At 48.6% G+C, this 22,967-nt stretch carries 25 protein-coding genes; 3 read left to right on the forward strand and 22 right to left on the reverse strand.

The genetic code is table 11. From position 1 onward, the window contains the following. Nucleotides 1–36: 36 nt before the first annotated feature. On the forward strand, nt 37–945 hold the full coding sequence (locus HMPREF0980_RS04880) for a LysR family transcriptional regulator (RefSeq protein ID WP_049727977.1): 909 nt from the start codon (nt 37–39) through the stop codon (nt 943–945). A gap of 106 nt (nt 946–1,051) precedes the next feature. Here the strand turns inward: HMPREF0980_RS04880 and HMPREF0980_RS04885 are convergent, their stop codons facing one another. The 8 genes from HMPREF0980_RS04885 to HMPREF0980_RS04920 all read right to left on the reverse strand — a co-directional run bounded on the left by HMPREF0980_RS04885 (nt 1,052) and on the right by HMPREF0980_RS04920 (nt 10,982). Further along, the gene (locus HMPREF0980_RS04885; RefSeq protein ID WP_049727978.1) at nt 1,052–1,801 is read right to left on the reverse strand and encodes an SDR family NAD(P)-dependent oxidoreductase; all 750 of its coding nucleotides are present in this window, start codon (nt 1,799–1,801) and stop codon (nt 1,052–1,054) included. Between the two features lie 237 nt (nt 1,802–2,038). Continuing rightward, a complete protein-coding gene (locus HMPREF0980_RS04890) occupies nt 2,039–2,848 on the reverse strand; it encodes an SDR family NAD(P)-dependent oxidoreductase (RefSeq protein ID WP_049727979.1) in 810 nt (269 codons plus the stop codon). Nucleotides 2,849–2,863: 15 nt separating this feature from the next. Then, a complete protein-coding gene (gene baiF, locus HMPREF0980_RS04895) occupies nt 2,864–4,198 on the reverse strand; it encodes a bile acid CoA-transferase BaiF (protein ID WP_049727980.1) in 1,335 nt (444 codons plus the stop codon). A 52-nt stretch (nt 4,199–4,250) separates the two neighbouring features. Beyond that, a complete protein-coding gene (locus tag HMPREF0980_RS04900) occupies nt 4,251–5,972 on the reverse strand; it encodes an FAD-dependent oxidoreductase (RefSeq protein ID WP_049727981.1) in 1,722 nt (573 codons plus the stop codon). Between the two features lie 337 nt (nt 5,973–6,309). Next, entirely contained in the window at nt 6,310–6,984 is a 675-nt protein-coding gene (locus HMPREF0980_RS04905) for an ABC transporter ATP-binding protein (RefSeq protein WP_049727982.1), read from the reverse strand. 11 nt (nt 6,985–6,995) lie between these two features. Next, nucleotides 6,996–9,194, reverse strand: coding sequence for an ABC transporter permease (locus HMPREF0980_RS04910; protein ID WP_049727983.1), 2,199 nt, complete (start codon nt 9,192–9,194; stop codon nt 6,996–6,998). 92 nt (nt 9,195–9,286) lie between these two features. Further along, nucleotides 9,287–10,288: a sensor histidine kinase gene (locus tag HMPREF0980_RS04915; protein ID WP_049727984.1), complete on the reverse strand. Its 1,002-nt coding sequence runs from the start codon at nt 10,286–10,288 to the stop codon at nt 9,287–9,289. Further along, nucleotides 10,281–10,982, reverse strand: a complete 702-nt coding sequence (locus HMPREF0980_RS04920) for a response regulator transcription factor (RefSeq protein ID WP_049727985.1) — start codon at nt 10,980–10,982, stop codon at nt 10,281–10,283. The genes HMPREF0980_RS04915 and HMPREF0980_RS04920 overlap by 8 nt, the downstream gene beginning before the upstream one ends. A gap of 164 nt (nt 10,983–11,146) precedes the next feature. On the opposite strand from HMPREF0980_RS04920, the gene HMPREF0980_RS04925 reads away from it, so the two are divergent. After that, complete coding sequence (locus tag HMPREF0980_RS04925) at nt 11,147–11,881, forward strand: tRNA 2-thiocytidine biosynthesis TtcA family protein (RefSeq protein WP_049727986.1); 735 nt, start codon at nt 11,147–11,149, stop codon at nt 11,879–11,881. 102 nt (nt 11,882–11,983) lie between these two features. On the opposite strand, the gene HMPREF0980_RS04930 is transcribed toward HMPREF0980_RS04925, so the two are convergent. The 8 genes from HMPREF0980_RS04930 to HMPREF0980_RS04965 all read right to left on the reverse strand — a co-directional run bounded on the left by HMPREF0980_RS04930 (nt 11,984) and on the right by HMPREF0980_RS04965 (nt 18,544). Then, nucleotides 11,984–12,631: a cytidylate kinase-like family protein gene (locus HMPREF0980_RS04930; protein WP_049727987.1), complete on the reverse strand. Its 648-nt coding sequence runs from the start codon at nt 12,629–12,631 to the stop codon at nt 11,984–11,986. A gap of 80 nt (nt 12,632–12,711) precedes the next feature. After that, on the reverse strand, nt 12,712–13,626 hold the full coding sequence (locus HMPREF0980_RS04935) for an RluA family pseudouridine synthase (RefSeq protein ID WP_049727988.1): 915 nt from the start codon (nt 13,624–13,626) through the stop codon (nt 12,712–12,714). After that, nucleotides 13,598–14,125 (reverse strand): signal peptidase II, encoded by a 528-nt coding sequence (gene lspA, locus HMPREF0980_RS04940; protein WP_084002654.1) that lies wholly within the window; start codon nt 14,123–14,125, stop codon nt 13,598–13,600. Before lspA ends, HMPREF0980_RS04935 begins: the two co-directional genes overlap by 29 nt. 19 nt (nt 14,126–14,144) lie before the next feature. Continuing rightward, a complete protein-coding gene (locus tag HMPREF0980_RS04945; RefSeq protein ID WP_049727989.1) occupies nt 14,145–14,900 on the reverse strand; it encodes a YlmH family RNA-binding protein in 756 nt (251 codons plus the stop codon). Between the two features lie 8 nt (nt 14,901–14,908). Next, a complete protein-coding gene (locus tag HMPREF0980_RS04950; protein WP_049727990.1) occupies nt 14,909–15,457 on the reverse strand; it encodes a cell division protein SepF in 549 nt (182 codons plus the stop codon). A gap of 23 nt (nt 15,458–15,480) precedes the next feature. Then, nucleotides 15,481–16,176, reverse strand: a complete 696-nt coding sequence (locus HMPREF0980_RS04955) for a YggS family pyridoxal phosphate-dependent enzyme (protein ID WP_049727991.1) — start codon at nt 16,174–16,176, stop codon at nt 15,481–15,483. Nucleotides 16,177–16,194: 18 nt separating this feature from the next. Continuing rightward, nucleotides 16,195–17,571, reverse strand: coding sequence for a biotin/lipoyl attachment domain-containing protein (locus HMPREF0980_RS04960; RefSeq protein ID WP_049727992.1), 1,377 nt, complete (start codon nt 17,569–17,571; stop codon nt 16,195–16,197). A 16-nt stretch (nt 17,572–17,587) separates the two neighbouring features. Further along, complete coding sequence (locus tag HMPREF0980_RS04965; RefSeq protein ID WP_049727993.1) at nt 17,588–18,544, reverse strand: tRNA modification radical SAM protein MnmL/YtqA; 957 nt, start codon at nt 18,542–18,544, stop codon at nt 17,588–17,590. Nucleotides 18,545–18,626: 82 nt separating this feature from the next. On the opposite strand from HMPREF0980_RS04965, the gene HMPREF0980_RS04970 reads away from it, so the two are divergent. Beyond that, nucleotides 18,627–18,839 (forward strand): DUF378 domain-containing protein, encoded by a 213-nt coding sequence (locus HMPREF0980_RS04970; RefSeq protein WP_006441362.1) that lies wholly within the window; start codon nt 18,627–18,629, stop codon nt 18,837–18,839. Between the two features lie 39 nt (nt 18,840–18,878). On the opposite strand, the gene HMPREF0980_RS04975 is transcribed toward HMPREF0980_RS04970, so the two are convergent. Genes HMPREF0980_RS04975 through HMPREF0980_RS05000 form a run of 6 tightly spaced genes read right to left on the reverse strand, consistent with a single transcriptional unit; the run spans nt 18,879 to nt 22,953 of the window. After that, on the reverse strand, nt 18,879–19,853 hold the full coding sequence (locus HMPREF0980_RS04975; RefSeq protein ID WP_049727994.1) for a D-alanyl-D-alanine carboxypeptidase family protein: 975 nt from the start codon (nt 19,851–19,853) through the stop codon (nt 18,879–18,881). Then, nucleotides 19,837–20,232, reverse strand: coding sequence for a methylglyoxal synthase (gene mgsA, locus HMPREF0980_RS04980; protein WP_049727995.1), 396 nt, complete (start codon nt 20,230–20,232; stop codon nt 19,837–19,839). The genes HMPREF0980_RS04975 and mgsA overlap by 17 nt, the downstream gene beginning before the upstream one ends. 12 nt (nt 20,233–20,244) lie before the next feature. After that, nucleotides 20,245–21,369 carry an FtsW/RodA/SpoVE family cell cycle protein gene (locus HMPREF0980_RS04985; RefSeq protein WP_049727996.1) on the reverse strand — a complete coding sequence of 375 codons (1,125 nt, stop codon included), beginning with the start codon at nt 21,367–21,369 and terminating at the stop codon, nt 20,245–20,247. Continuing rightward, the gene (locus tag HMPREF0980_RS04990; RefSeq protein ID WP_049727997.1) at nt 21,366–21,578 is read right to left on the reverse strand and encodes a cell division topological specificity factor MinE; all 213 of its coding nucleotides are present in this window, start codon (nt 21,576–21,578) and stop codon (nt 21,366–21,368) included. The genes HMPREF0980_RS04985 and HMPREF0980_RS04990 overlap by 4 nt, the downstream gene beginning before the upstream one ends. An 11-nt stretch (nt 21,579–21,589) precedes the next feature. Then, nucleotides 21,590–22,381, reverse strand: coding sequence for a septum site-determining protein MinD (minD, locus tag HMPREF0980_RS04995; RefSeq protein WP_049727998.1), 792 nt, complete (start codon nt 22,379–22,381; stop codon nt 21,590–21,592). Then, entirely contained in the window at nt 22,363–22,953 is a 591-nt protein-coding gene (locus HMPREF0980_RS05000) for a septum site-determining protein MinC (protein ID WP_049728339.1), read from the reverse strand. Before HMPREF0980_RS05000 ends, minD begins: the two co-directional genes overlap by 19 nt. Nucleotides 22,954–22,967: the final 14 nt, after the last annotated feature.

Raw genomic sequence — 22,967 nt, forward strand, 5'->3', positions numbered from 1 at the left:
TTATGATACAATAGAACCATAACAGGAGGTACTGCCATGAGTATCAAACGGCTTCCATTCTTTCTTTCCGCCGCCAAATATCTGAATTTTACAGAAGCGGCCAGTGAGCAGTTCATATCCCAGACTGCCATGAGCCTGCAGATCAAGAAATATGAAGAGGAACTTGGTTTTAAACTCTTCAACAGAAGCAATACAGGGGTTACCCTCACGAAAGCCGGAGGCTACCTGTATAAACGCTGCCAGTATATCACGGCTGATTATAACCAGGCTGTCTCTCATGCCCGCCAGCTTTCAGAAGAAGATAAGCCGCAGGTGCGGATTGGATATTCCGGCGCATATGAACAGATTGCCGTCACGCCTCTTGTAACGAGCTTCTACCAAAGGCATCCGTCCTCCCAGGTAGAGCTTATCTACGGGAAGCGGAAGAAGAAAGTCCTGCGGCAGCTGGAGGACGGATATCTGGATCTGGCGGTCGTGTCCGACTATGACCGCAACTACAGCCAATGGCTGAAATCGTGCCCGCTCCGCTACGACTGCTGCTTGTTCCTCCTCAGTTCAGACAGCGAATATGCCCGGTATGGCTGTCTGGAACCTTCCTTGCTTGCGGGAAAGCCTCTGCTTCGTACCGTAGAAAATGATTTCACCTCCTACGAATGGCAGATATGGAATGTCATGAACTTCCTCGGACTCGGAGGAAACGAAGTGATCTATGCCAATGATTATTACAGCATGGCGCTGCTTGCCAAATCGGACATCGGCTTCAGCATCGTACCAGAATGTATGAAAGACGTGCCGATGGAAGGACTGTCCTATGTACCGATTGCCGGAAGGAAGCTGAAGACAAGCTGTTCTGTCATCTATATGGAGAGCAGCTCCAATCCCATACGTGAAGAATTCCTCATGACGCTCAAAGAGCAGGCTGCAAAGACCGATCCGGCATTATAGCGCAAATATATAGAGCAGGCAGAAATCCCGCGGTATAACCGCCGGATCTCTGACCTGCCCTGTTAAAACGATGGACGTCTATTATGTAACTTGTCTGCTCTTGCACTTATGGTCTGTAGGCACCGTCCACGCTGATTGTAGTGGCCGTAATCCCATTGGCCAGATCAGATGCAAGGAAGAGATATACGTTGGCAATCTCTTCTGTCTTCAACATACGCTTCATCGGGAATGACTTGAGATAATCCTCCAGGATTTCAGGCGGAAGTCCTTTCGTCATATCCGTGTCCACGACGCCGGGAGCCACGCCGACTACGCGGATATTTTTGCGGATTATTTCCCGGCCGAGGCCGTGCGTGAAGCCGATAACACCTGCTTTGCTCGTCGGATATCCAATACCTGATATGGATCCATAGATACCGGTGACAGACGCCGTGTTAATGATAACGCCCTGTTTTGCCTCTTTCATACACTGGTAAGCAGCCCACGCGCCGTTGAACACGCCTATGACATTGACATCCATGATATGCTTAAATGCCTCCTCTGTCACTCTTGAGAACACGTCATTCATCGTAATCCCGGCATTATTGATCATAACATCCAGCCGCCCGTACTTTTCGGCTACTTTTCCGACCGCCGCCATAACCTCGTCCCGGGATGTGAGGTCCGGTGCGAAACCGAGCACTTCTTCTTCCGGATAGAGTTCTTTCAACTCTGCCAGTGCCGTGTCAACCTCCTCCTGCGTCTCACCGAATATGGAAACCTTTGCTCCGTTATCGATGAATATTTGTGCCGCTTTGAATCCAATGCCTCTGGTCCCACCTGTTATTACTGTGATTTTGTCTTGTACAAGATTCATGAATTATCCTCCCTTTCTTCTGTTTCGCTTTATATGTACTAAAACTTTGATTGATATAACTTTAACATTTAGCACATTATGACATTGGATAAACGCACTGCATATTACAACCTAATTGGTTTATGATTTGCCGCAATAAGTAACAGTTACACGGACAAAATCTAACATAATACTGTCAATGTTCAATATCATAATCTTATGACAGCATATCTGCCGTCACGTAAATCATCTGTTCCGCTACATGTTCAGGAAACCGGCGTCCACTTTGATTTCGGCTCCCGATATATACCGTGAGGCAGCATCGTCGGCCAAAAATGTAATGATGCTGGCACAGTCTTCCGGCTGGCCCAAAATCGGCTTGGCGCCTTCCACGTGCGGTGTAATCGTATGCAGCGGAGCTGCATTGCCGGCACGCATCTGCCAGTCGAGGATTCCGATATTCTTCTCACGGGCCGCCCGGTTGATTTCCGTCTTGATATTGCAGGGCAGAATACAATTGCAGCGGATCCCACGTTCAAAGAAGCTGGCTGAGATATTGCGTGTGATACCAAGGACGGCATGTTTTGTCATGACATATGTCGTGCCGCCTTTCAATCCTCTTATGGATGCGGCAGAAGCAACATTCACGATATTTGCAGGAGTGCCCTGCTCCAGAAATATCCTGACTGCACGCTGGCAGCCAAGATAGACTGCACGCTGGTTCGTCTCATACTCATAGTCGTAGATTTCCTGTGGAGTCTCATGGATAGGCAGCTGTCCGTCCAGAACTCCTGCATTATTGACAACCACGTCTACATGGCCGAACTCTTCCAGACAAGTGTCGAACATCCGGTCAATCTGCTCCGGCACACGGACATCTGTCTGAAGAGGAAAGATGCGGCCGGCCCCTCCTTCTGCCTCTGCTTCGGCCTTCAGTTCTTCCAGCCTATCCATCCTCCGTGCGGCGGCAATGACGCTGCCCCCTTCCATGGCAAACTGCCGGGCTGCAGCACGTCCGATACCGGAACTGGCCCCTGTTACAATAATCGCTTTTCCTTTAAATCTCATAAGATCATCCTCCTTTCATTTTTTCTGCTTGGACGTCTTTTCTGCTTCCTTCTTCCAGTGCTCGGTGAATCCCTCCCGGTAATGCGGGAACAGTTCTTCCAGCTTGTAGATTTCGTACGTCTGCTTCCAATCGAAGGACGCCGTAATGCCTCGTCTGGCAAAGTCTTCTATCTCCTCGTCCGTGTAACCCAGGTCACGCAGCACTTCTGTGTTATTCTCTCCAAACAGTGGAGAACCCCACTTGATTTCACCGGGGTTGTTCTTCCACTTGTTCACGATGCCAAGTCCTTTGACTTTGCCCATCATCGGGTCATCCCATTCGGCAAATACTTCTCTCGCTTTCCAGTGTGGGTCTTCCGCACAGTCCTTAAGGGAACACACTTTCTGGCATGGAATCTGGTTTTCTAGCATTACCTTCTCGACTTCATCGACCGTATGCTGGGACACAAATTCTTCCATAGCGGCCTCCAGCCTGCGTCCAAGGTCTGAATCCGCCACCCAGCCTGAGATGACCTGGTCTATCTCAGGATCTCCGTCGCCCGGCTTGGGAAGTCCGATAATCGGATAGCCGCGGTGGACAGGCCCATTGCCGTTCATACCGATAAAAATGGTTCCTCCGTCTTTGCATGTATAAAAGCTGAACAGTGCGGCCTGGGAGTCTTTGTTGCCGGTGCGCTCAAATTCTCTACCGTCTGTGAAATACTCTATCGGACGCGTATCCAGTATGCGCGCCAGCGACTCATACTGTGCCACGTCTACGGATTCCCCCTTACCTGTCCGAAGGGCATGTATATAGGCGGCAAGTGCAGTCCAGCACGTATTGAGCGCCGTAACATAGTCGCTCAGATAAGGAGACACCTTCAGTGCTTCCTCCGGCGTGCCGTTGAAGCTCATATAGCCGGAAAATGCCTGCCCGACAGCGTCGTAGGACGCCCGTCTGATATAGTCAGGCACGCCGGTCTGCCCGAATCCGGAGACATGGACGATGACAAGCCTTGAGTTAAGCTCCCAAAGGACCTCGTCCGTAAGTCCCATCTTCTCATAAGTGCCCCCTTTTGAGGATTCGATGAAAATATCTGTCCATCGGATGAGCTTTTTGAATATCTCAAGCCCTTCCTCCGTCTTCATGTCAGCTACCATGGATATCTGATTGCGGTGATTCTGTGAATAGCCATAATGTCCGCGCGTGCTGTCCGGGTTTTTCGGCGATTCAAAGTGTACGACCTCCGCGCCCGTCTCTCCGAGCAGCGTCGCGCCAAAAGGACCCGCGATCGCACCCCCGCAGACGAGTACCTTTACCCCTGCAAGTACGCCAAACTGTGGAAAGTTGTTAAGCCCTGTTCCTTCCATTATTTCATTCTCCTTTCAAAAGTGATGCGTTCCTGTACCATATTGCCGTCTCCTAAAGCATAGACTGACCGGATGCCACACGTCCTGCGATTCTCCCATAGAACAAAGCGCCCCCGATTGATGTCCCACAGGTCGGATACTCTGTTCCGAACATGCCCGTGTCCGCCACTTCACCTGCCGCATACAGTCCAGGAATAGGCCGGCCCTCGTTATCTAGCACACGGGCCGATATATCGGTTTCCAGCCCTCCAAAGGAAACGGTAACACAAGGATGAAGCCTGAGCGCCGCGTATTTCGGCCCGTTAATCGGGTGCAGGAATCTGGCGGGTTTTCCAAAGTCTTCGTCTTCGCCTTTGGCGACCAGTTCCGTGTAGCGGTCAAATGTTGCCTGCAGTACATCCGGATCGCACTTGATCATAGCAGCAAGTGCTTCGATGCTGTCAGCGGCTTTGTCGCGGCTTGTTCCCTCCACTGCCTGCTTGAACCCATACTGTACTCCTCCATAAGGCTCCTCTCCGCTCGTGATATACCACCCGCAATTGCTTCCAGAGGCAGCCAGTGCGTCAGAAACATGGTACTGGTAGCTCCATTCATTGACGACCCGCTCGCCCCGGTCGTTTACGATCAACCCAGATTCGTCATTGATCCCGATGCCGCAGGTCAGGCTCGTATATACGACCTGTATGCCAGGATGCACGAAGTTGCGGGCTCCGATTTTCTCGGCTGCTATCAGGCCTTCGCCTACATTGCTCTTTGGTGCTGTAGAAAAATAATGGGCCACCGGATACCGGGCACACATCTCTTTGTTTCGGGCATAGCCCCCGGTGGCAAGGATGACCCCTTTCGCTGCATATACCGTCAGCTTGGAGCCGTCAGCCCGCTCGCATACCGCACCGTTGACTTTGCCGCCTTCGTCTGTCAGAAGTTCCTTCAGCGCGGTATTATAGATGATTTCTCCGCCCAGTGCATCTACGTAGTGGTGCGTCAGCGGAGTAGTTATCTCCCCGCCCTGACCGTTGGTCTGACCACCGCCTCCCATACTGTTATGTACACGCCACGGCTGCATGGATACGTGAATTGCCTCCACGTCCTGTACCTTATAGCCCATAGTCCCGAGCCAGTCTATCGTAGTATTCAAGTTCTCTACGAGATAGCGGTTCTTTGCCGCGTCCATGAAATCGCCTCTGCGGTTGCCGACTTCCATCAGATATTCGTAGCACATCTCTTTCGTATCATAAATTCCCTGCTTCTTCTGCCATCTCGTCCCTGCTCCCAGCAGCTTCCCTCCTGAACGGGCCGTAGAACCGCCTGTGATGCCCTGCTTTTCTATAAGTACTACATCTGTGCCGCCTTCCTTGGCCTCGATTGCAGCTGCAAGGCCGCCGGCACCGGCGCCAAATACGGCGATATCGACAGTGCGGACCTCATCGTTAGGTTCCGGAGCTTCAGGCCCGGGTGCCGCCTTCAGCTTCTCCACATCTTCGTCCGTCGCTCCGGCCGCCTTCAGGGCTGCCGCGACTGCTTCCAGAATAGCACTGCTTGTCAGATCGGCACCATTTACAAGCGGGATATTGAGCGACTGATATTGAATAATCTGGGGCGGTATGACCTCCACAGGGGAAGTAGGCAGATCCCATGCAAGCCCGCGCACCTCCTTATGCTTGATGATTTTAATATCCTTGATTTTCTCTTCTGTGACATCCACATTTACGATAAGTTTTCCCCGGTAGCCCCGGCCAATTCCTTCATACGTGCCTGGAACATATTTTGCCATTCCTGTTTCCTCCTTTTTGAGTATTTGTTATTTTAATAACACTATCTTGATATTCTCATTCTAGCATGTAAAAATCAGCCTGTATAATTTAAAAATAATGCTTCGCCATAAGTTTAGCTTATGTCTGGTGATGTGGCTGCGGGAATGGAAACGGATGACCTCCTTTGCTGCAAAATACAAAAGAAGCCTACTAAGCCAAATGGTGTGCATAACATAAATATCCGCCATATCTGTGTTTTGATATGGCGGATACCTATCGTCTTATTTTAGATATTTTACTTGTCTACTTGACAAAGGGCTGATCACCATTGCCACACCTCTCCTTCGGCGTCTGCATTTACTTAAACCTGTCCGTAAGCTTCCCGTCCTCCAGATAGAGAATGCGGTCGCTCTGCAGAGCTATGCTTTCATCGTGGGTGATTACAATAAGCGTCTGCCGGTATTTCCGGTTTGATTCTTTCAGCAGCGAGATGATATCCGCGCTGTTTTTCCTGTCCAGGTTTCCCGTAGGTTCATCTGCAAGGACAAGTGCGGGATGCGTGATGAGCGCCCGTCCTATAGATACACGCTGCTGCTGTCCGCCGGACAGCTGGCTCGGAAGGTGATGCAGCCTTTCCGAAAGTCCGAGCGTTTCTACCAATTCCTCCAGATAGGCTGAATCCGGCTTCTGACCGTCGAGCAGCAGGGGCAGCATAATATTCTCCTGTACATCCAGGATGGGAATCAGATTGTAAAACTGATATATGAGTCCTACCTGCCTTCTTCGGAAAATCGACAATTTTGATTCATCCATACTGCCAAGGTCTGCTCCTTCCACGCAGATTTTGCCGGATGTGGGGACATCCACACCTCCAAGCATGTGAAGGAGCGTAGATTTTCCGGAACCGGATGGCCCTACGACAGCGACGAACTCCCCCTTGTCCACTGTAAAGGACACATTGTCCAGTGCTTTGACTTCATTATCACCTGTCCCGTATATTTTGCTTACATTTTCTACTTTAAGCAGTTCCATAAACACCCCTCCTATACCGTTTCTTCTTTGATTATGTCAATAAGCTGTATTTTTTTAACATTTCTGAATGACAGATATACCGATAGCAGGATAAGCAGAAGGAAGGCCACCGTCTCCATCACGATAATCTGATAAGGGAACATCGGTTCCACCGCCTGTTCTTTTCCCCATGACTGGAACAGTACAAAAGCCAGAGAAACACTGGCCGCAAGACCAGCCACATATGCACCGGCCGTGCATATGAGATTTTCCAGATAGAGCATCTTTGCTATCTGGCGCCTGCTCATGCCGACGGACAGCAGCACTGCAAATTCCCGCCGGCGCATCTGCGCGGCAGATGTAATGATTTTGATCATCTGGAATACACTTATCACTGTCAGAAAGATAAGGACTCCATAGACGAATAGATGTCTGAGAAGGGGGAAAGGCTCTGTAAGCGCCCCCATTATCTGAGCGGGATAGCTGTCGCACGTGTAATCGACCTGGGACCAGTCGAAATTGTCGATATCCATCCCACCTCCGTCAGACAGTCCGTACTTCTCTCCAATCTTTGCAGTCTCCTCCTGCATTTTTGCGGTTTCTCTTTCACGGGTCTGCAGAGCGTTCCACGTCGTATCATTGGAGAGGAAAGCGTAGGATGATGCTGCAAGCTTCAGACTGCGGTATATAGTGTTCCCTCGTTGTACTACGGCGGGAAACAACACATTATCAGGAAGCTCTGGCGCTTTGCTTTTTACTTTTATTGCCAGTCTGCGGTATGTGCCCGACCCATCCTTCGGAAAGTCTTTATTCTTTACAAGACGTTCCAGTGCCTGCTGTGTCGTATAGAAGTATATCGTATTCGGCTCCTCGACAGGACTGTCTACATAGCACGGCGCTGTCTCCGTCGTAACCCCGAGCACCTGGAACTCCCACTTCACGAATTCATCCACCTGTTTTCCGTAGGATACATCTTCCGGGTACATCCACTGGCCGGCATCCGAGTATACGGACAAGAGGCCTTTTACCTGTTCTGAGAGCACGCTCCTGTACCTTGTAGTCCCGCCGGTTTTGACGACCGGATAGTCTTCGATGAGCACCGGAATCTTTCCATCCCCCACATCGCCGGGACCAGAAACTCCCGCTTTATCCAGATAAGCGCGGAACCCGTCTTCATCCATGCCTATGACCACAAGATTCATGGCATATCCATGTTGTGTTTCCCCTTCTATGCCCCCTATCGTTATGGGATTTTTATAGGAAGTTCCCAATATATAGCTTCTATATTCTTTGAGCTTTGGATTGATGTCTTTCGCTTCAAAAAGTACGGTACCCATGTCCGCCCGTTCCTGGATGGAATATTCTTCTATGCCAGGAAGGGTAACGGCCTCTGCGGTAAAATCCTCCCACGCGTCATTTCTTTTGTTATACGCTTCCTCCAGAACCATATCCGCGTTATCTTTCGGACGCCTGTCCCGGGCTTCGTAGCGGCCGTCCAGGTAATTCAAATAGATATATCCGTCCAGAAATAAGAGCATGGATATGATAAAGGATATCCCGGTAATGATATAACGTCTCTTAAAGAATATGATATTCTTCAGCGCAAGCTTCCCTTCTGTCCTGAAGAAGCGTTCCATCCAGCCGGGGAGCATAACCGGCTTTTTGAAGCTTCTTTTATCCGTCACATTGCGTATGAAATCGATAACAGGTCTCTTGGCTGGATTTCCGATCGTTACGATACCTGTCAGCAGTACGGCCGCACATTCGCACAGAAATATGAGCGCCAATACGCGCCAGGACACGACGGTGTCAAACGGGAAGATAAGGACCGACAGCAGCACGCCTGCCCCGATGCCGGTGGGGATAGCGGCGCCTCCCAGTATGACAGTCTCCATAAACGCAATCTTCCTTCTCTGGAACGGTGTCGCCCCTACACTGGCCAGAATGCCGAGATAGCGTCCTCTGTCCCTGAATGACATAATGAGCATATTGTACAGAAATATTACGAGGACGGCCAGTACGACCGCCATCATGCCAGATGCGGCACTGAGCAGCGGCTTTACATCTTCCCGCGCCACATCTGCCGCTTCCAGCTTCTGCATGAAGGATGTCAGGAAGACGGAAAGCATTGTAAGCAGTACGGTAGCCGTCCAAATACCTGCGGCTGTTGCCAAGGTCCGTTTTTTGTTTTGTTTCAGATGGCGGATAGTCAATATCTGGATGATATCCATAAGATGCCTCCTTCCTTACAGCGTTCTTTCGCTATAATTCCAGTATATACAGGGAAGGTGACAGCGAAGTGACAGATAAGGTGACAAAATTGTCACATATTGCAATGGTAGAACTTGATTTTAAAAAGAGTACCTCTTCCATAATCTGATTCAATCTCAATCGTTCCGTCCTGCGCGGTAATCAGCTGCTTTGCCAGGGCAAGTCCGATACCCACGCTGTCCGGAGAAGCATTTGCACCTTTGTAGAAGCGCTCAAATACATGCGGCTTATCCTTTTCGCTGATGCCGCCACCCTCATCTCGTATTAGAATACCGGTATAGATGGGATTCTCCCTGACACCAATCGTGATAGTTCCGCCACATGGAGTGTGCTCCATACAGTTCTTCAGTATATTGGATACTGCCTCGCAGCTCCAGTGCAAGTCTCCCTGGAACACAGCCGCAGGTGCATCCGGAACCGCCAGACGCTGACCACGCAGTTCCATCGGTATGAGAAGATGTTCCGATGCCTGACGTATCAGGTCCGCTGCCTTTACCGTTTCCTTCTTCAGCGTGATAGATCCCGCGTCAATCCGTGACATTGTAAGCATTGCGGACAGCAGCCATTCCATGCGGGACAGCTGGGTATGGAGGGATCGTGTGAATTCCAGACGCTTCTGCGGCGGCAGTGCTTCGTCTTTCAGCAGATCGATCATCACATTCATGGATGTCATCGGTGTCTTAAGCTGATGGGAGATGTCCGATATCGTGTCAGCGAGGAACTGCCTGTCCTGATGCAGTAGTTCTGCCTGAGAATGGCACTTGGTGAGCAGTTTATAGAGCTCGCTTTTCAGCACGCTCAATTCTCCTTCCAACTGGTCAGGCACCTCAAGCGGAAGCATGTGCTTCTGCGCCTTCCGCAGGAATTCCGACAGCTTTCTAAGCTTCCCATAACGGTAGCGTGAAAAGGCTGAGAAGCAGGCAGTATACAGCAGGCCGTCCACAAGCACGACATACACGCCCAAAGCCGGAACGCGCATGCATACTGCAGCAGATAAGCCGGAAAGGATTAGGATAAATAAAACGGAATATAAGATTTCCCTGTTCTTAAACATGTGATTCTCCTATCGTATAGCCAAGTCCGCGCACTGTCTGTATGAGACCAGGATGGCCCGGCTGTATCTCCAGCTTATCCCTCAGCCTCTTGATGTACACGGTCAGCGTATTGTCGTTCACATACTCCCCTGCGATGTCATAGATATGGGAAAGCAGCTGCTCTCTTGTGACGACCTGCCCTTCGTGGCGGATAAGGTAAAGAAGAAGCTTGTATTCCAGAGCACTGAGGCAGATTTCTTCCCCCCGGCAGTATACCTTGCCTTCGTCCGTAAGAACCTTGATATCCCCTGCATGGTAGACCGGCACGGATCCGCTGACCTGACGGCCGTCATACCTGCGCAATACACTGCGTATACGTGATATGAGTTCCCGGATCCTGAATGGCTTCACGATGTAATCATCCGCCCCGATATCCAGACCCATGACGACATTGGCCTCTTCGTCACAGGCCGTCAGAAAAATAACCGGTACATTGTGGTATCTCTTGACTTTTCTGCACAAATCATAACCGGTCCCATCCGGCAGCATGACATCAAGCAGATACAGGCCGATATCCCTCTTTCCGAGATATGGCAGCGCCTCTGACATGCTGCCGGCATGTATGAGCCGGAATTCTTCTTTTTCAAGCGTATAGGCAACTGCATCGGCAATCGCCCTGTCATCTTCTACGATTAATATATTCGTCTTCTCCATCCCATCAACCTCTCGTTTCATTTTACATGATAGTGCATCCCGAGTCAAATATCCCGCTGCAGGCAACGGAGAATCAAGCTTGTAATATCTCCGGAAATGAGATAATATTAGCAGGTACGGAAGAAATGCTGATAAAGAGATGCACAGAAAGGAATTATTGACATATGAAACTACAGCAATTGTTGAGCTATACGCGGAAGGCGGTCGAGGAGTACGGAATGATTGAGGAAGGGGATCATATCGCGGTCGGCATATCCGGCGGCAAGGACAGTCTGACACTGCTGTACGCGCTGCACGGCCTCAGACGATTTTATCCGAAGAAGTTTGAACTGAGCGCGGTGACGGTAGACCTTGGATACAGCGAGTGTGATTTCACCCCGGTCATCGGGCTGTGTGAAAGCCTCGAAGTCCCTTACAATATCGTCAAGACAGATATTGCCCATATTCTTTTTGAAGAACGCAGGGAAAGCAATCCTTGCTCGCTCTGCGCAAAGATGAGGAAAGGGGCCCTGAACCAGGCAGTCAAGGAGATGGGATGTAATAAGGTGGCCTATGCACACCATAAGGATGACATTATTGAGACGATGCTGCTCTCTCTTTTATTTGAAGGCAGATTCTACTCCTTTTCGCCACGGACATATCTGGACCGTATGGATCTTACTGTCATACGGCCTGTCATGTATGTGGACGAGGCAGATATCATAGGTTTTAAAAACAAATATGACCTGCCGGTAGTAGCGAGCAGATGCCCCATAGACGGTTATACGAAACGGCAGTATGCGAAAGAACTTGTCAAGCAGCTGAATACAGAACATCCCGGGGCAAAGCAGCGGATGTTTACCGCTATTTTAAATGGCAGCATAAAGGGATGGCCGGAACGAATCCTGCACACAAGGTGACCGGCTTAACCCGACCAGCTGTTTTTTCATATGATTACAGATAACGGGAGGGAAGCAGGCCTGCTTCCCTCCCGTTATCTGCTCTATGCTTAACCTATCCGGTTAAAGTTTCCTGTCCACCCCTTTTTCTTTCAGCCGCACCAGGCTTTTGATGGCTTCGGCAGTACCTTCGATGCCGAGCACGGAACTGTCGAGACATATGTTGTAGCTTTCTGCGTCAGCCCATTTTTTGTTCGTGTAGTAGTTATAGTAGCTTGCGCGCTTCTTATCCGTCTTCTGGCACATATCTTTCGCCTTCGCATCCGTCAGCTCATAGATACGCGCGATACGCCTTGTACGTGCATCCAGGCTGGCGTGGATAAATACGGTCAGCACATTTTCGTATTCCTGGAGCGCATAGTCTGCACATCTGCCCACGAGAATGCAGGGACCTTCATCAGCTATCTTCTTGATCGCATCGAACTGCGCCAGAAACACCTTGTGGTTGATAGGCATATCTGTATAGCTTCCGCTGGAATATCCAAGAGAATACGTATCCATGACAAGCGAATACAAAAAACTGTTGGTCGGTTTCTCATCATGTGTCTCAAAGAGCTCCTGGCATATGCCGCTCTCTTTCGCTGCTCTGTCAAGCATCTCCTTATCATAGAGTTTAATTCCCAGGTCATTAGCGACCTTATAGCCGATTTCACGCCCTGCGCTTCCGAACTGTCTTCCTATCGTAATAATTGTATTAGTCTTTTCAGCCATGCAATCACACTCCTTTGTAAGTATGCCTATATTATATAACAATATATCTCAAATGTACACAATTTTCCGAAAATATTACACTAAATATCCCTTAGCCGGTCTAACAATTCCACAAAATATTGTGGGAGAGGCGCTTCAACTTCCAGATACCCGCCGGTGCGTGGATGGACGATTCCAAGCGTCTTCGCATGCAGCGTCTGCCCCTGCAGGCCCGGAAAAGGACATTTCCGCGGCCCGTATACTACGTCGCCGACAAGGGGGTGGCCTATGCTCGACATATGGACACGAATCTGATGTGTCCGGCCTGTTTCCAGTTCACACTGAATATAACTATATTCTCCAAAGCGCTCCAGCACCTTATAGTGTGTCACGGCTCTTCTGCTGTTTTTTGCATGGGTACTCATCTTCTTTCGGTCCGTGGGGTGCCGTCCGATAGGAGCGTCGATGGTGCCGCTCACCTCCCTGAAGCCCCCGTGCACGACTGCTTCATAGACACGGCGTATGCTGTGCTCCTTCAGCTGTTCTGACAGCGACTGGTGTGCCGTATCGTTCTTGCACACGACGAGGGAACCTGTCGTGTCCATATCTATCCTGTGTACAATACCTGGGCGCATCATACCGTTGATACCGGAAAGCTCCTGCCCGCAGTGGAACATGAGCGCATTGACGAGCGTTCCGCGGTAATGTCCAGGAGCAGGGTGTACGACCATCTGCTTCGGTTTGTTTATGACGATGATATCCGCATCCTCGTACAGAATATCAAGCGGGATGTCCTCCGGGAGTATATCGGGCTCCGTGGCAGTTGGTATGCTGACTTCAACCATATCACCACAAGAAAGCCTGTAATTGACTTTTACAGGCTTATTGTTCACTAATATATGATTATCCTTGATCAGCTTCTGTATATAGGAACGAGACCTGTCGGCAAGCTCGTCTGTAAGGTAGCGGTCTATCCGGTCCCCCTCATCATTTTCGACGGTGAAAAATTCGCTCAAAATCTTCCTCCTTATAGTAAAAGAACAGGAGCACGACTAACGCAAACGTAGATACGGTCACATAGATGTCGGCCACATTGAATATTGGAAAATCAATCAGCTTAAAATAAAAGAAATCAACTACATAGTTGAGCCGCACCCTGTCGATACAGTTTCCAAACGCGCCGGCCACTATCATTACCGCGCAGATACGGAGCGGCAGGAACCGTCGCTCCATAGGAACCTTAACGTAAAACCATATGACGACTGCACATATGACTGCCACGCTGATAAAAAAGAACATACGCTGATCCTGAAACAGCCCGAAGGCAGCACCTCTGTTCTCAAGATATTCAAACTGGAATACCCCCTTCAGGAGTATAAATGGTTCTCCGCCCTTCAGTCTGGTTATTGCCAGATGTTTTGTGAACTGGTCCAGCATCACACCGGCGGCCGCCGCGATGACAGCAGCCGCGTAATGCTTCATTCTGTTAGCTTCTTTCATATTGTTATTGTCCATTCTTCCCCATGCCATCTCTCTATATATATTTGCGAACAGCTATCATATACCGGCCTTTTTTCGTCCGGGAAAGGATTCCTTCGTAAGCAAGCCTCCCCATGCCCCGTATGGATATACGGTCTGATTCCTTAATCTGACAGCCATTGCTCGTAATCAGCTTCCCGTTGACAAATACCTTGCCTCCTTCGATATAGGAAGTCAGCTTGCTCCTCGACAGAGGATATGCGACAGACAGAACCGTGTCCAGCCTTATGGATGGTACAGTTCCTTTTAATTCTTCGTATCTGGGTACATAATCAAACTCCGCGGCGGTACACTGTTCCGCCAGTACGGTCGTATGACGGATTCTTGTCAGCTCATGCGTAATGTAGGCAGCCAGCTCTTCCTTCGCAAACAGCACGGCTCGGCCGTCGTCTGCCATGATGTCCCCTAACTTACAGCGTTCAATTCCAAGATTCATGAGTGCCCCCAGATAATCCCGGTGGGTCAGTTCCTCGGCGAACTTCCTGTTGACCGGCCTGATTTCAATGGCACTGACCGGATAGACATATTCATAATAAAGAGCATCAGGTAGAAATGCAACCATCTGACGCTCTGATAAACCATAGCCACCATATGTTTCGTAACGTGCAGGAAACATATCCTTTGGTGTTGTATGCAGTATATTCAACTCATTCAAATTTAGAAAATCAGAAAATGTAACAATACCGCGTGCAAAGGCCGTTTCCGACAGCTCGGCCAGCCTTTTCTGTAATAACTGTTCTTCCTTATTCATAACCTGTCCTAAAATCTTGACCTCATGGATGACGCGTCAAAAGACGTATTCAGCAAATCCTGCAAATCCCCCGAGATATCTACATTGGTAGGTGTCACGAGGAATATGTAGTTTGAAATCTTCTGAAGATTGCCGTTGATGGCAAACGTAGCGCCTGACGTGAAATCTATAATTCTCTGAGCCACTTCCAAATCCAACCCCTCAAGATTCAGAATGACTGTCCTGCCTGACAGCAGGGTCTCTGTAATCTCCCTGGCATCATCGACAGAAGTGGGCTTGATGACACATACCTCCATGCTTACCCCGCTTCTCCTGGCGGGCTGGCGCATCGGTGTTACTTTATTATTCGAACGGGAAGACTTGGAAGATGTTCTGGCCGGAAGTTCGTAATCCTCTTCTTCCTCATCGTCATAGTCCTTTTCTTTCCGGAAGAAACTTCTCTTTGGCTTCTCTTCGTAATCGTCGTCCTCGTAGTCATCGTCGAAGAAATCATCATCATCGTAATCATCATCATCACTCAGCTTCATGATATCCAGAAACTTATCTAATACTCCCATTATAAAAAATCTCCTATCTTACGTTATACTTGAGCGTAATTGCGCTCACCGAATATACCGGTTCCCACTCGTACCATGGTGGCCCCTTCTTCAATTGCAATCTCGTAATCATTGGTCATACCCATGGAAAGTATACTCATATTCATATTATCAACGTTTTTGTTGGCAATGTCAACAGATAATTTGCGCAAACGGGCGAAAACAGCCCGGTTTTCCTCAGGATTTTCGACGTTCGGAGCGATTGTCATGAGACCCTTCACATTAAGATGAGAAAATCCTGCAATTTTCTCTACAATTTCATCTAATTCTTCAGGTATCACACCAAATTTACTCTCTTCTCTCGCAACATTTACCTCTATCAATATATTTGCAGTAATATTATGTTTTTCTGCTTCTTTTTCAATTGTTTCAGCAAGTCTCACAGAATCGACAGAATGAATCAGCTCTGTTTTATCAATCATGTATTTTACTTTGTTCCTCTGCAGGTGTCCAATCATATGCCATCTGATGTCGTCCGGCAGCACCCCATATTTGTCGACCAGTTCCTGCACCTTGTTCTCCCCAAACACGCGTACGCCGAGGTCATAGGCATCTCTCAGAATATCTGCGGGCTTTGTCTTGCTCACTGCTATAAGCGTCACTTCGCTGCGGTCCCTCCCAGCCCTGTCACAGGCTTGCTGGATTCTGGCCTCTACTTGTTCCAGATTCTCTTTCAGCATCATCATCACTCCTCTGTTTTAAAATACGACATTGTTCTCTCTCACCGCCTTGCCGTCCAGGGCGATATGGTCATAATTGGCAAGTCCAAAGTTGTTTCCCGACTCTACGATATAGTATTCATCACTCTCGCACAATATCTTTATCTGCTTGAAGATCGCATATCCTTTATTAATATTATAGACGCCTTTCAGGCTTTTTGTATCCTTAAGCCTGTACGTGTCATTTGAATCTGCTTTGATCAGTACGGTATTTTCTTCAAAAGCGTCCGGGTTCAGATACACCATCCCCGTGTCATTATCCCGGTAGTAGACATCTGCCTTCTGGAATTCAGCGTTATCCTTCCCTGTGTCGATGAGCACGCCTGTTTCCTTGCTGTTTCCACCCTGCGTCAGATAATCCTCCGGTACGGTATAGAATTTTTTCCTGACTACCGACGATTTCGGTATTTTCAAACCGGATTCGTCTTCCAGTATCAGCTCGATATCAAGATAGCGTTCCTCCGCATACCTTATCATAGAACTTGTAAATGTAAGGAATCCGATATTATAATCCTTCGTATTATATATGGCGAAACCGGCAACAGCCATCTCGTTGTCTTTTGTGAAACGGACTTTCACCTGTTTCGTCTCTGCCAGTTCCTGGGCCGTATCATCATCGAGTACGATGGCTAGTGTCCACGCATCATCGGTAATCAGCTTATATACCGGCTCTCCTGCCTTTATCTTCGTATTGTTCTTTATGCTCTTGCGTTCATAATCCTTCTTTTCCACCATATCCTTCGTCACGTCTTTTAAATCCAGCCCCTCATAGCCATCCGTGGAGTAGATGACAATGCCATCGTCAGACGCAGGATATACCTGGAACTCTTCCTTCCCCTCGCTGATCATGCTTTCCAGCTGTGACTGCCTGCTCTGGCTCGATTTGCTCTCCAGCACCGCAGAGATATTATTCTTAAGTGTGTAGACATCACCGTACTGGCTTTCATTAAAATTCTCGCTGAAAGACTGCGTCTTTACAAGCAGTGCCGCCTGCTCTTCCGCAGTGAGGCTGGCGGCCTCCCCGCTGTCCGGCTCGTTAAAATCAAGCGTATCAGAGGAAAGCGTATATATCTGTGTCTTGGCGCCAACTTTTGTTCCCTCCGGAGCAAAATAATTGATATAGCCGTCCGCATCTGCATTGACGACTTCTTCCTGCCTGATGATAAATCCGGTATAAGCCGTATCTTTTAATATGGAACCTTCCCGCACTTCGTAAGCAGATACTTTCTTGTCTGTCAGGTAGAGAAGCACGGTCACTACAAGATAGATAAATATGACGCCAAATATGATGACCCCTATGTTTATATTCCATTTTTTCCGGTAAACCTGTATGTTGGTCAAATCGTTTCCTGCCACAATATAACCCCCTGTGTTATCGTATGTCTCTTAGCGTATGTAAGGCGGCGCCATGAAGATAGCTGAATGTCCTTCCCTGGAAAGTTCCGCGCCGTTCCATCTCCCCCGTCACTTCATCCTTCAATTTCCACCAGCTCTCGCCCCAGTTGCAGAACACGGCGTCTTTTTCTGGTATACGGCTGAACAGCCGCTCTACCGCCATGTCAGGACTTAAAAGCTCGAGGAAAAGTATGAGACGTTCTATATATTCTTCTTTTGAGCACAACGTTATTGTACCATTTTCATAAGCTTCACACAATGGTGTGTTTTTCGCCACATACAAAGAATGGATTTTCACCGTGTCAATCTTCAGTGCAGATAGTATTCTCGCTGTTTCCATGCAGTCATCCCTGCCGTCTCCCGGAAGGTTGAGGATTACATGCGTGCATATATCAAATCCATAAGGGCGGATCATCAGGACCGCGTCTATAAATGCCGCAAGCGTATGCCCCCGGTTCATCTTCTCAAGCGTATGGTAATTGGCCGTCTGAAGTCCCAGTTCCACCGTTATCCCGACGTGATGCTCTCTGCCGATCTCCTGCAATATGTCCAGATATTCTTCCGTGATGCAGTCCGGTCTCGTTGACACGGCAATTTCAACGATATCATCTATCTCTGCCGCCTCGGTTATAAACGACCGGAATTCTTCCGGCGGCAGGAAGGTGTTCGAATAGTTCTGGAAATATGCGATAAACAGGTCCGCATGATATTTCTTTGAAATATACGCTTTCGTCCTGTCTATCTGAACAGCCACAGGAACCTCCGCCTCCATCGCTTCGAACCCTGTACCGGACGCAGCGCAGAAGATACAGCCATTGCCTGTAATCCGGTTTGGACATGTGACAGGAAGATTTATCGGGAGCTTGTATACTTTCTCTCCATATTTATTTTTTAAAAATTGTGAATATGGATAATAATACGGGTTTTGATCCATCTGACAAATTTTCCTTTCTTATGTATATTTTTGAATTGGTGCAGACATACTATGTTTAGCATCGAAAAAAGGAGGAAATCACATGAAATGGTTTGACAATACCGCTCTTACACTTGTTATCATAGGTGCAATTAACTGGCTTCTGGTCGGAATCTTCCGATTCGACCTCGTAGCTTTTCTCTTTGGTAATCTCTCCTGGCTGTCACGAATCATCTATACAATCGTAGGTTTATGCGGCTTATACCTCATCAGCCTTTACGGCAGAATTTCCAATACACCAGGCAGCCGTTCATAAGTAAGAGGGGTATCCCTGAAATGAGATGCCCCTCTATTATTATTCCTCTTCCGGAATCGCTTCAATAATCCCAGTCATATCTTCATATAATATCGATTTTGTGTCCGCACCCATGACTACGGATATGTACGGCTTATTCTGTCGGTCTTCAGACAGCAGAATCAGGCAGTTGCCCGCCTCTTTCGTCGTTCCGGTCTTACCGCCGATGACAGCTGCATTCTGCGGAAGCGCCGCCTCTCCCAGCGCGTAGAAGCTCGTCGGCTCCCATGTAATCTGGCGCTTGACTCCGTCACTGCCTGTAATATCAGCAGTATATGCCTTTGTCTCTATGATATCCAAAAACTCATCTTGCTTGATGCATTCGTTGAAAATCAGATACAGATCATATGCCGTCGTATAATGATTTTCATTATGTAGTCCGTTGGAATTCAGAAAATGACTTTCCGTCGCCATAAGCCTGGCGGCTTCTTCGTTCATCATCTCTGCAAATCCTTCCATGCTGCCCCCTACATAGTCTGCGATTGCCACCGCGTTATCGTTGCCTGAATAAAGAAGAAGGCCATACAGCAAGTCCTCCAGTGTCAGCTTGTCACCTGCTTTCAGACCGCACGTCTGCTCATCCGGCGCAAAGCTGCTTTCATCCGCATCCGCGCCGACCGTGACAACGTCAGATAAATCTGCGTTCTTAATCGCGACCAGTGCTGTCATAATCTTCGTCGTGCTGGCAGGATACAGCCTCTCATGCACATGATAGGCAAAGTCCGTCTCATTCCTGTCTAAATCGAACAGTGCGGCCGCAGTATAATTACCGGCTTCCGGCGCATTATCAAGAGGGACATCCTCTGTTGCAACGCACAGATTCTCTGCAAACAGCTCTGCCTCATATATACTCTTATTATAATGTTCCGCCTCGTATCCGACGGCTGCACTGCCGGATACGGACAGCGCGCATCCTGTAAGCAGCACGCCGGCGGCAGCGGCACACAGGATGATAGTCTTACCGGTACATTTCACGCCAATCCAAATCCCCTCTGTCAATTGCTAATATTATCACTTCCGCCGTGGCCAGATTCGTAGCCATCGGTATGTTATGCATATCGCAGAGACGCACGACGTCGTTGACATTGGGCTCATGCGGCTTAGCGCTCAGCGGATCCCTCAGGAAGATAAGTGCATCAATGTCGTTCTGCCCAATCTGAGCTCCAAGCTGCTGCATCCCTCCCAGCGGTCCTGCAAGATATTTGTGGATATTCAGATTTGTCACCTCTTCGATGAGACGTCCGGTCGTTCCGGTGGCAAACAGATTATGCTTGCTTAAAATTCCACGGTATGCAATACAGAAGTTCTGCATCAGCGTTTTCTTGGAATCATGTGCAATCAGGCCTATATTCATAGTATTCACTCCTTATTGATATTTTTTCGGCTGTAGACCTACATTTAAAACAAATCCAATACCGATATATAAACTGACCAGCGATGTCAGTCCGTAACTTACAAACGGCAGCGGAACCCCAGTATTCGGAAGTACCTTCGTGGCGACCCCGATATTAATGAAGCTCTGGAACCCGATGAGCCCCCCGATACCGCAGCATATGATTTTCCCCGCCATATCCTGCGATCGGACCCCTATCAGAATACATTGTATCACAATTATTAATATGAGTGCAATAACAACACAAGAACCTATAAAACCTAATTCTTCCCCCACGATGGCGAAGATAAAGTCTGTCTGCGGCTCCAGAATAAAGTTCCCGTTTTTTACGGATGTCGTCGTGTTGTTATTGAGCCCTTTCCCTGTCAGCTGTCCGGAGCCGATAGCCATCTCAGAGTTGTTCTGCTGGTAGGCCCCGTCACTGGCATACTTCTCCGGTTCCAGAAAGGCGAGGATACGTTCCTGCTGGTAATCCTTCAGTATCTTCTGATCCGGCTGGACGACAATGCTCAGGAATATGATTGCTGTCGGTATCAGTATCAGCAGAACGGTTCCGATGAACTTGTAGCTCAGCCCACCGATATATATGAGCAGGCAGAGAACGAGCGCCGTACATATTGTAGTGGAAAGGTTTGGCTCCACGATAATCAGTGCCAGCGGGACGCCAGCCAGCGCCGCATATTTTATGATAGTCCACCTGTAATTGATGTCCTCTTCATGCTTCATGAGGAACTTGGCAAAAAACAGGATTAACAGAATCTTGGCAAGTTCCGACGGCTGAAACGTCGTAAAGCCCAGGTCTATCCAACGGGTTGCCCCATTGACCTCATCCCCGATAAACAGCACGAGCAAAAGGCTCAATATGGAAAATCCATAGATGAGCCAGTACATATTCAGTACCCATACATAATCAATGAGGGATACGACCGCCATCACGCCCAGCCCCAGCACTAGGCCGACTATCTGCTTGTTCTGGTATGATTCATTGGCGCTGCCGACTACGAGCACGCCGAGTATCGACAGAGCCAGTACGGATATGACTAATGTGAACTTGTAATCTTTTAACCGGTAAGGTTTTGTAAATCGAGGTAATTTCACGTCTCTTCTCCTGCTATTTTAATCAATATGTGAGTTCTCGTTATCTCTACATCAAATTCATCTTCTGTAAGTTCCATATATTTGGACAACGCTTTGTATAATTCCCGGCAGATATTATCGTATGCCGCCGGCGCACACTGTACACGGTCTGATGTGACAAGCACTTTCAGACGGTTTTTGGCTATCGACACAGAAGATTTTCTTAACATCTGGTTCCCTCCTAATCTTTCTTGAATAACTGTGAAAGTTTAGTGAAGAATCCTGTTTCAGTATTCAAATCCATAAAAGGTACTTCTATTCCCATGATCCTCTTGCATATATTGAGATATGCCTTGCCAGCTTTAGAATCGATGCCGATAACCGGTTCGCCCTGGTTCGTTCCGATGACGACATGTTCGTCATCCGGAAGAGCGCCAATAAGAGGAACAGACAATATCTCCGTGACATCATCCACGGACATCATATCTCCTCGTTTGACCATATCCATACGGATACGGTTGATGATGAGCTCTACCTGCGTCAGGCCGTTGTTCTCCAACAGTCCGATTATCCTGTCGGCATCTCTGATGGCAGATACTTCCGGCGTCGTAACAACAATTGCGCGGTCTGCACCTGTGATGGCATTTTGGAACCCTTGTTCGATTCCTGCCGGACAGTCCAGAAGTATGTAATCAAATTCTTCTTTCAGCTCAGAAGTCAGCTTCTTCATCTGGCCCGGCGATATGGCCGACTTGTCCTTCGTCTGCGCTGATGGGAGCAGCCACAGGTTCTCATACCTCTTGTCCCTGATAAGCGCCTGCTTCAGCCTGCATGTGCCCTCAATCACGTCCACCAGATTATACACGATCTGGTTTTCCAGTCCCATGACGACATCCAGGTTCCTGAGCCCCAGGTCCGTATCAATCACTATGACCTTTTTGTCGAACTGGGATAAGCCAGCTCCTATATTAGCCGTTGTCGTCGTCTTGCCGACTCCGCCTTTTCCTGATGTAATTACGATAACTTCGCCCATGATAAACTTCCTCCTACATTCGGTTTTACTTCAATATCTCCAATGCGAAGCCTTTTGGGGCTCATATGGAGTGCTGCGATGACCGCACTGCCATCACCTGCGGCACCTGCAATCACTGTGCCGTATATCGTGCCGATGACCACCACATTACCTTTGGCGGCCACCTTGGCACCTTCTTCTACATCTCCGATGATGACGATGCTCGTCTCAGATTCTAAAATCTGTCTTCCTCTCAGTGTACCTCTATAGAACTGGCCGTCTCTTTCATGGATTTCCGAAAGGCTCTCATCCAGCATTCTTTTGTGCATCTGCTCTGTATATGTGTTCTTCTCTATAATGCAGAGTATGTGTATTCCCGCGGCCTCCTCGATTGTCTCAACGAGCAGGCGCTCTTCCTCCTCCGTAAATGTCCGTCCTTCAAATTCCACTGCCATCTTTGCATTGTTAAAAAAATGCGCGGCGGATTCGAATCTGGTCTTGACTTCCGGTAATAAATCTCTGTAAGGCATCTCTCCGTCCAGGTGGATAGTGATGCCGTATTTATTACTCTTAATGAGAACCGGGTCTTTCACATTCACTCATCCTT

The organism is Dorea sp. D27 (assembly GCF_001185345.1).
Lineage (GTDB): Bacteria > Bacillota > Clostridia > Lachnospirales > Lachnospiraceae > Extibacter.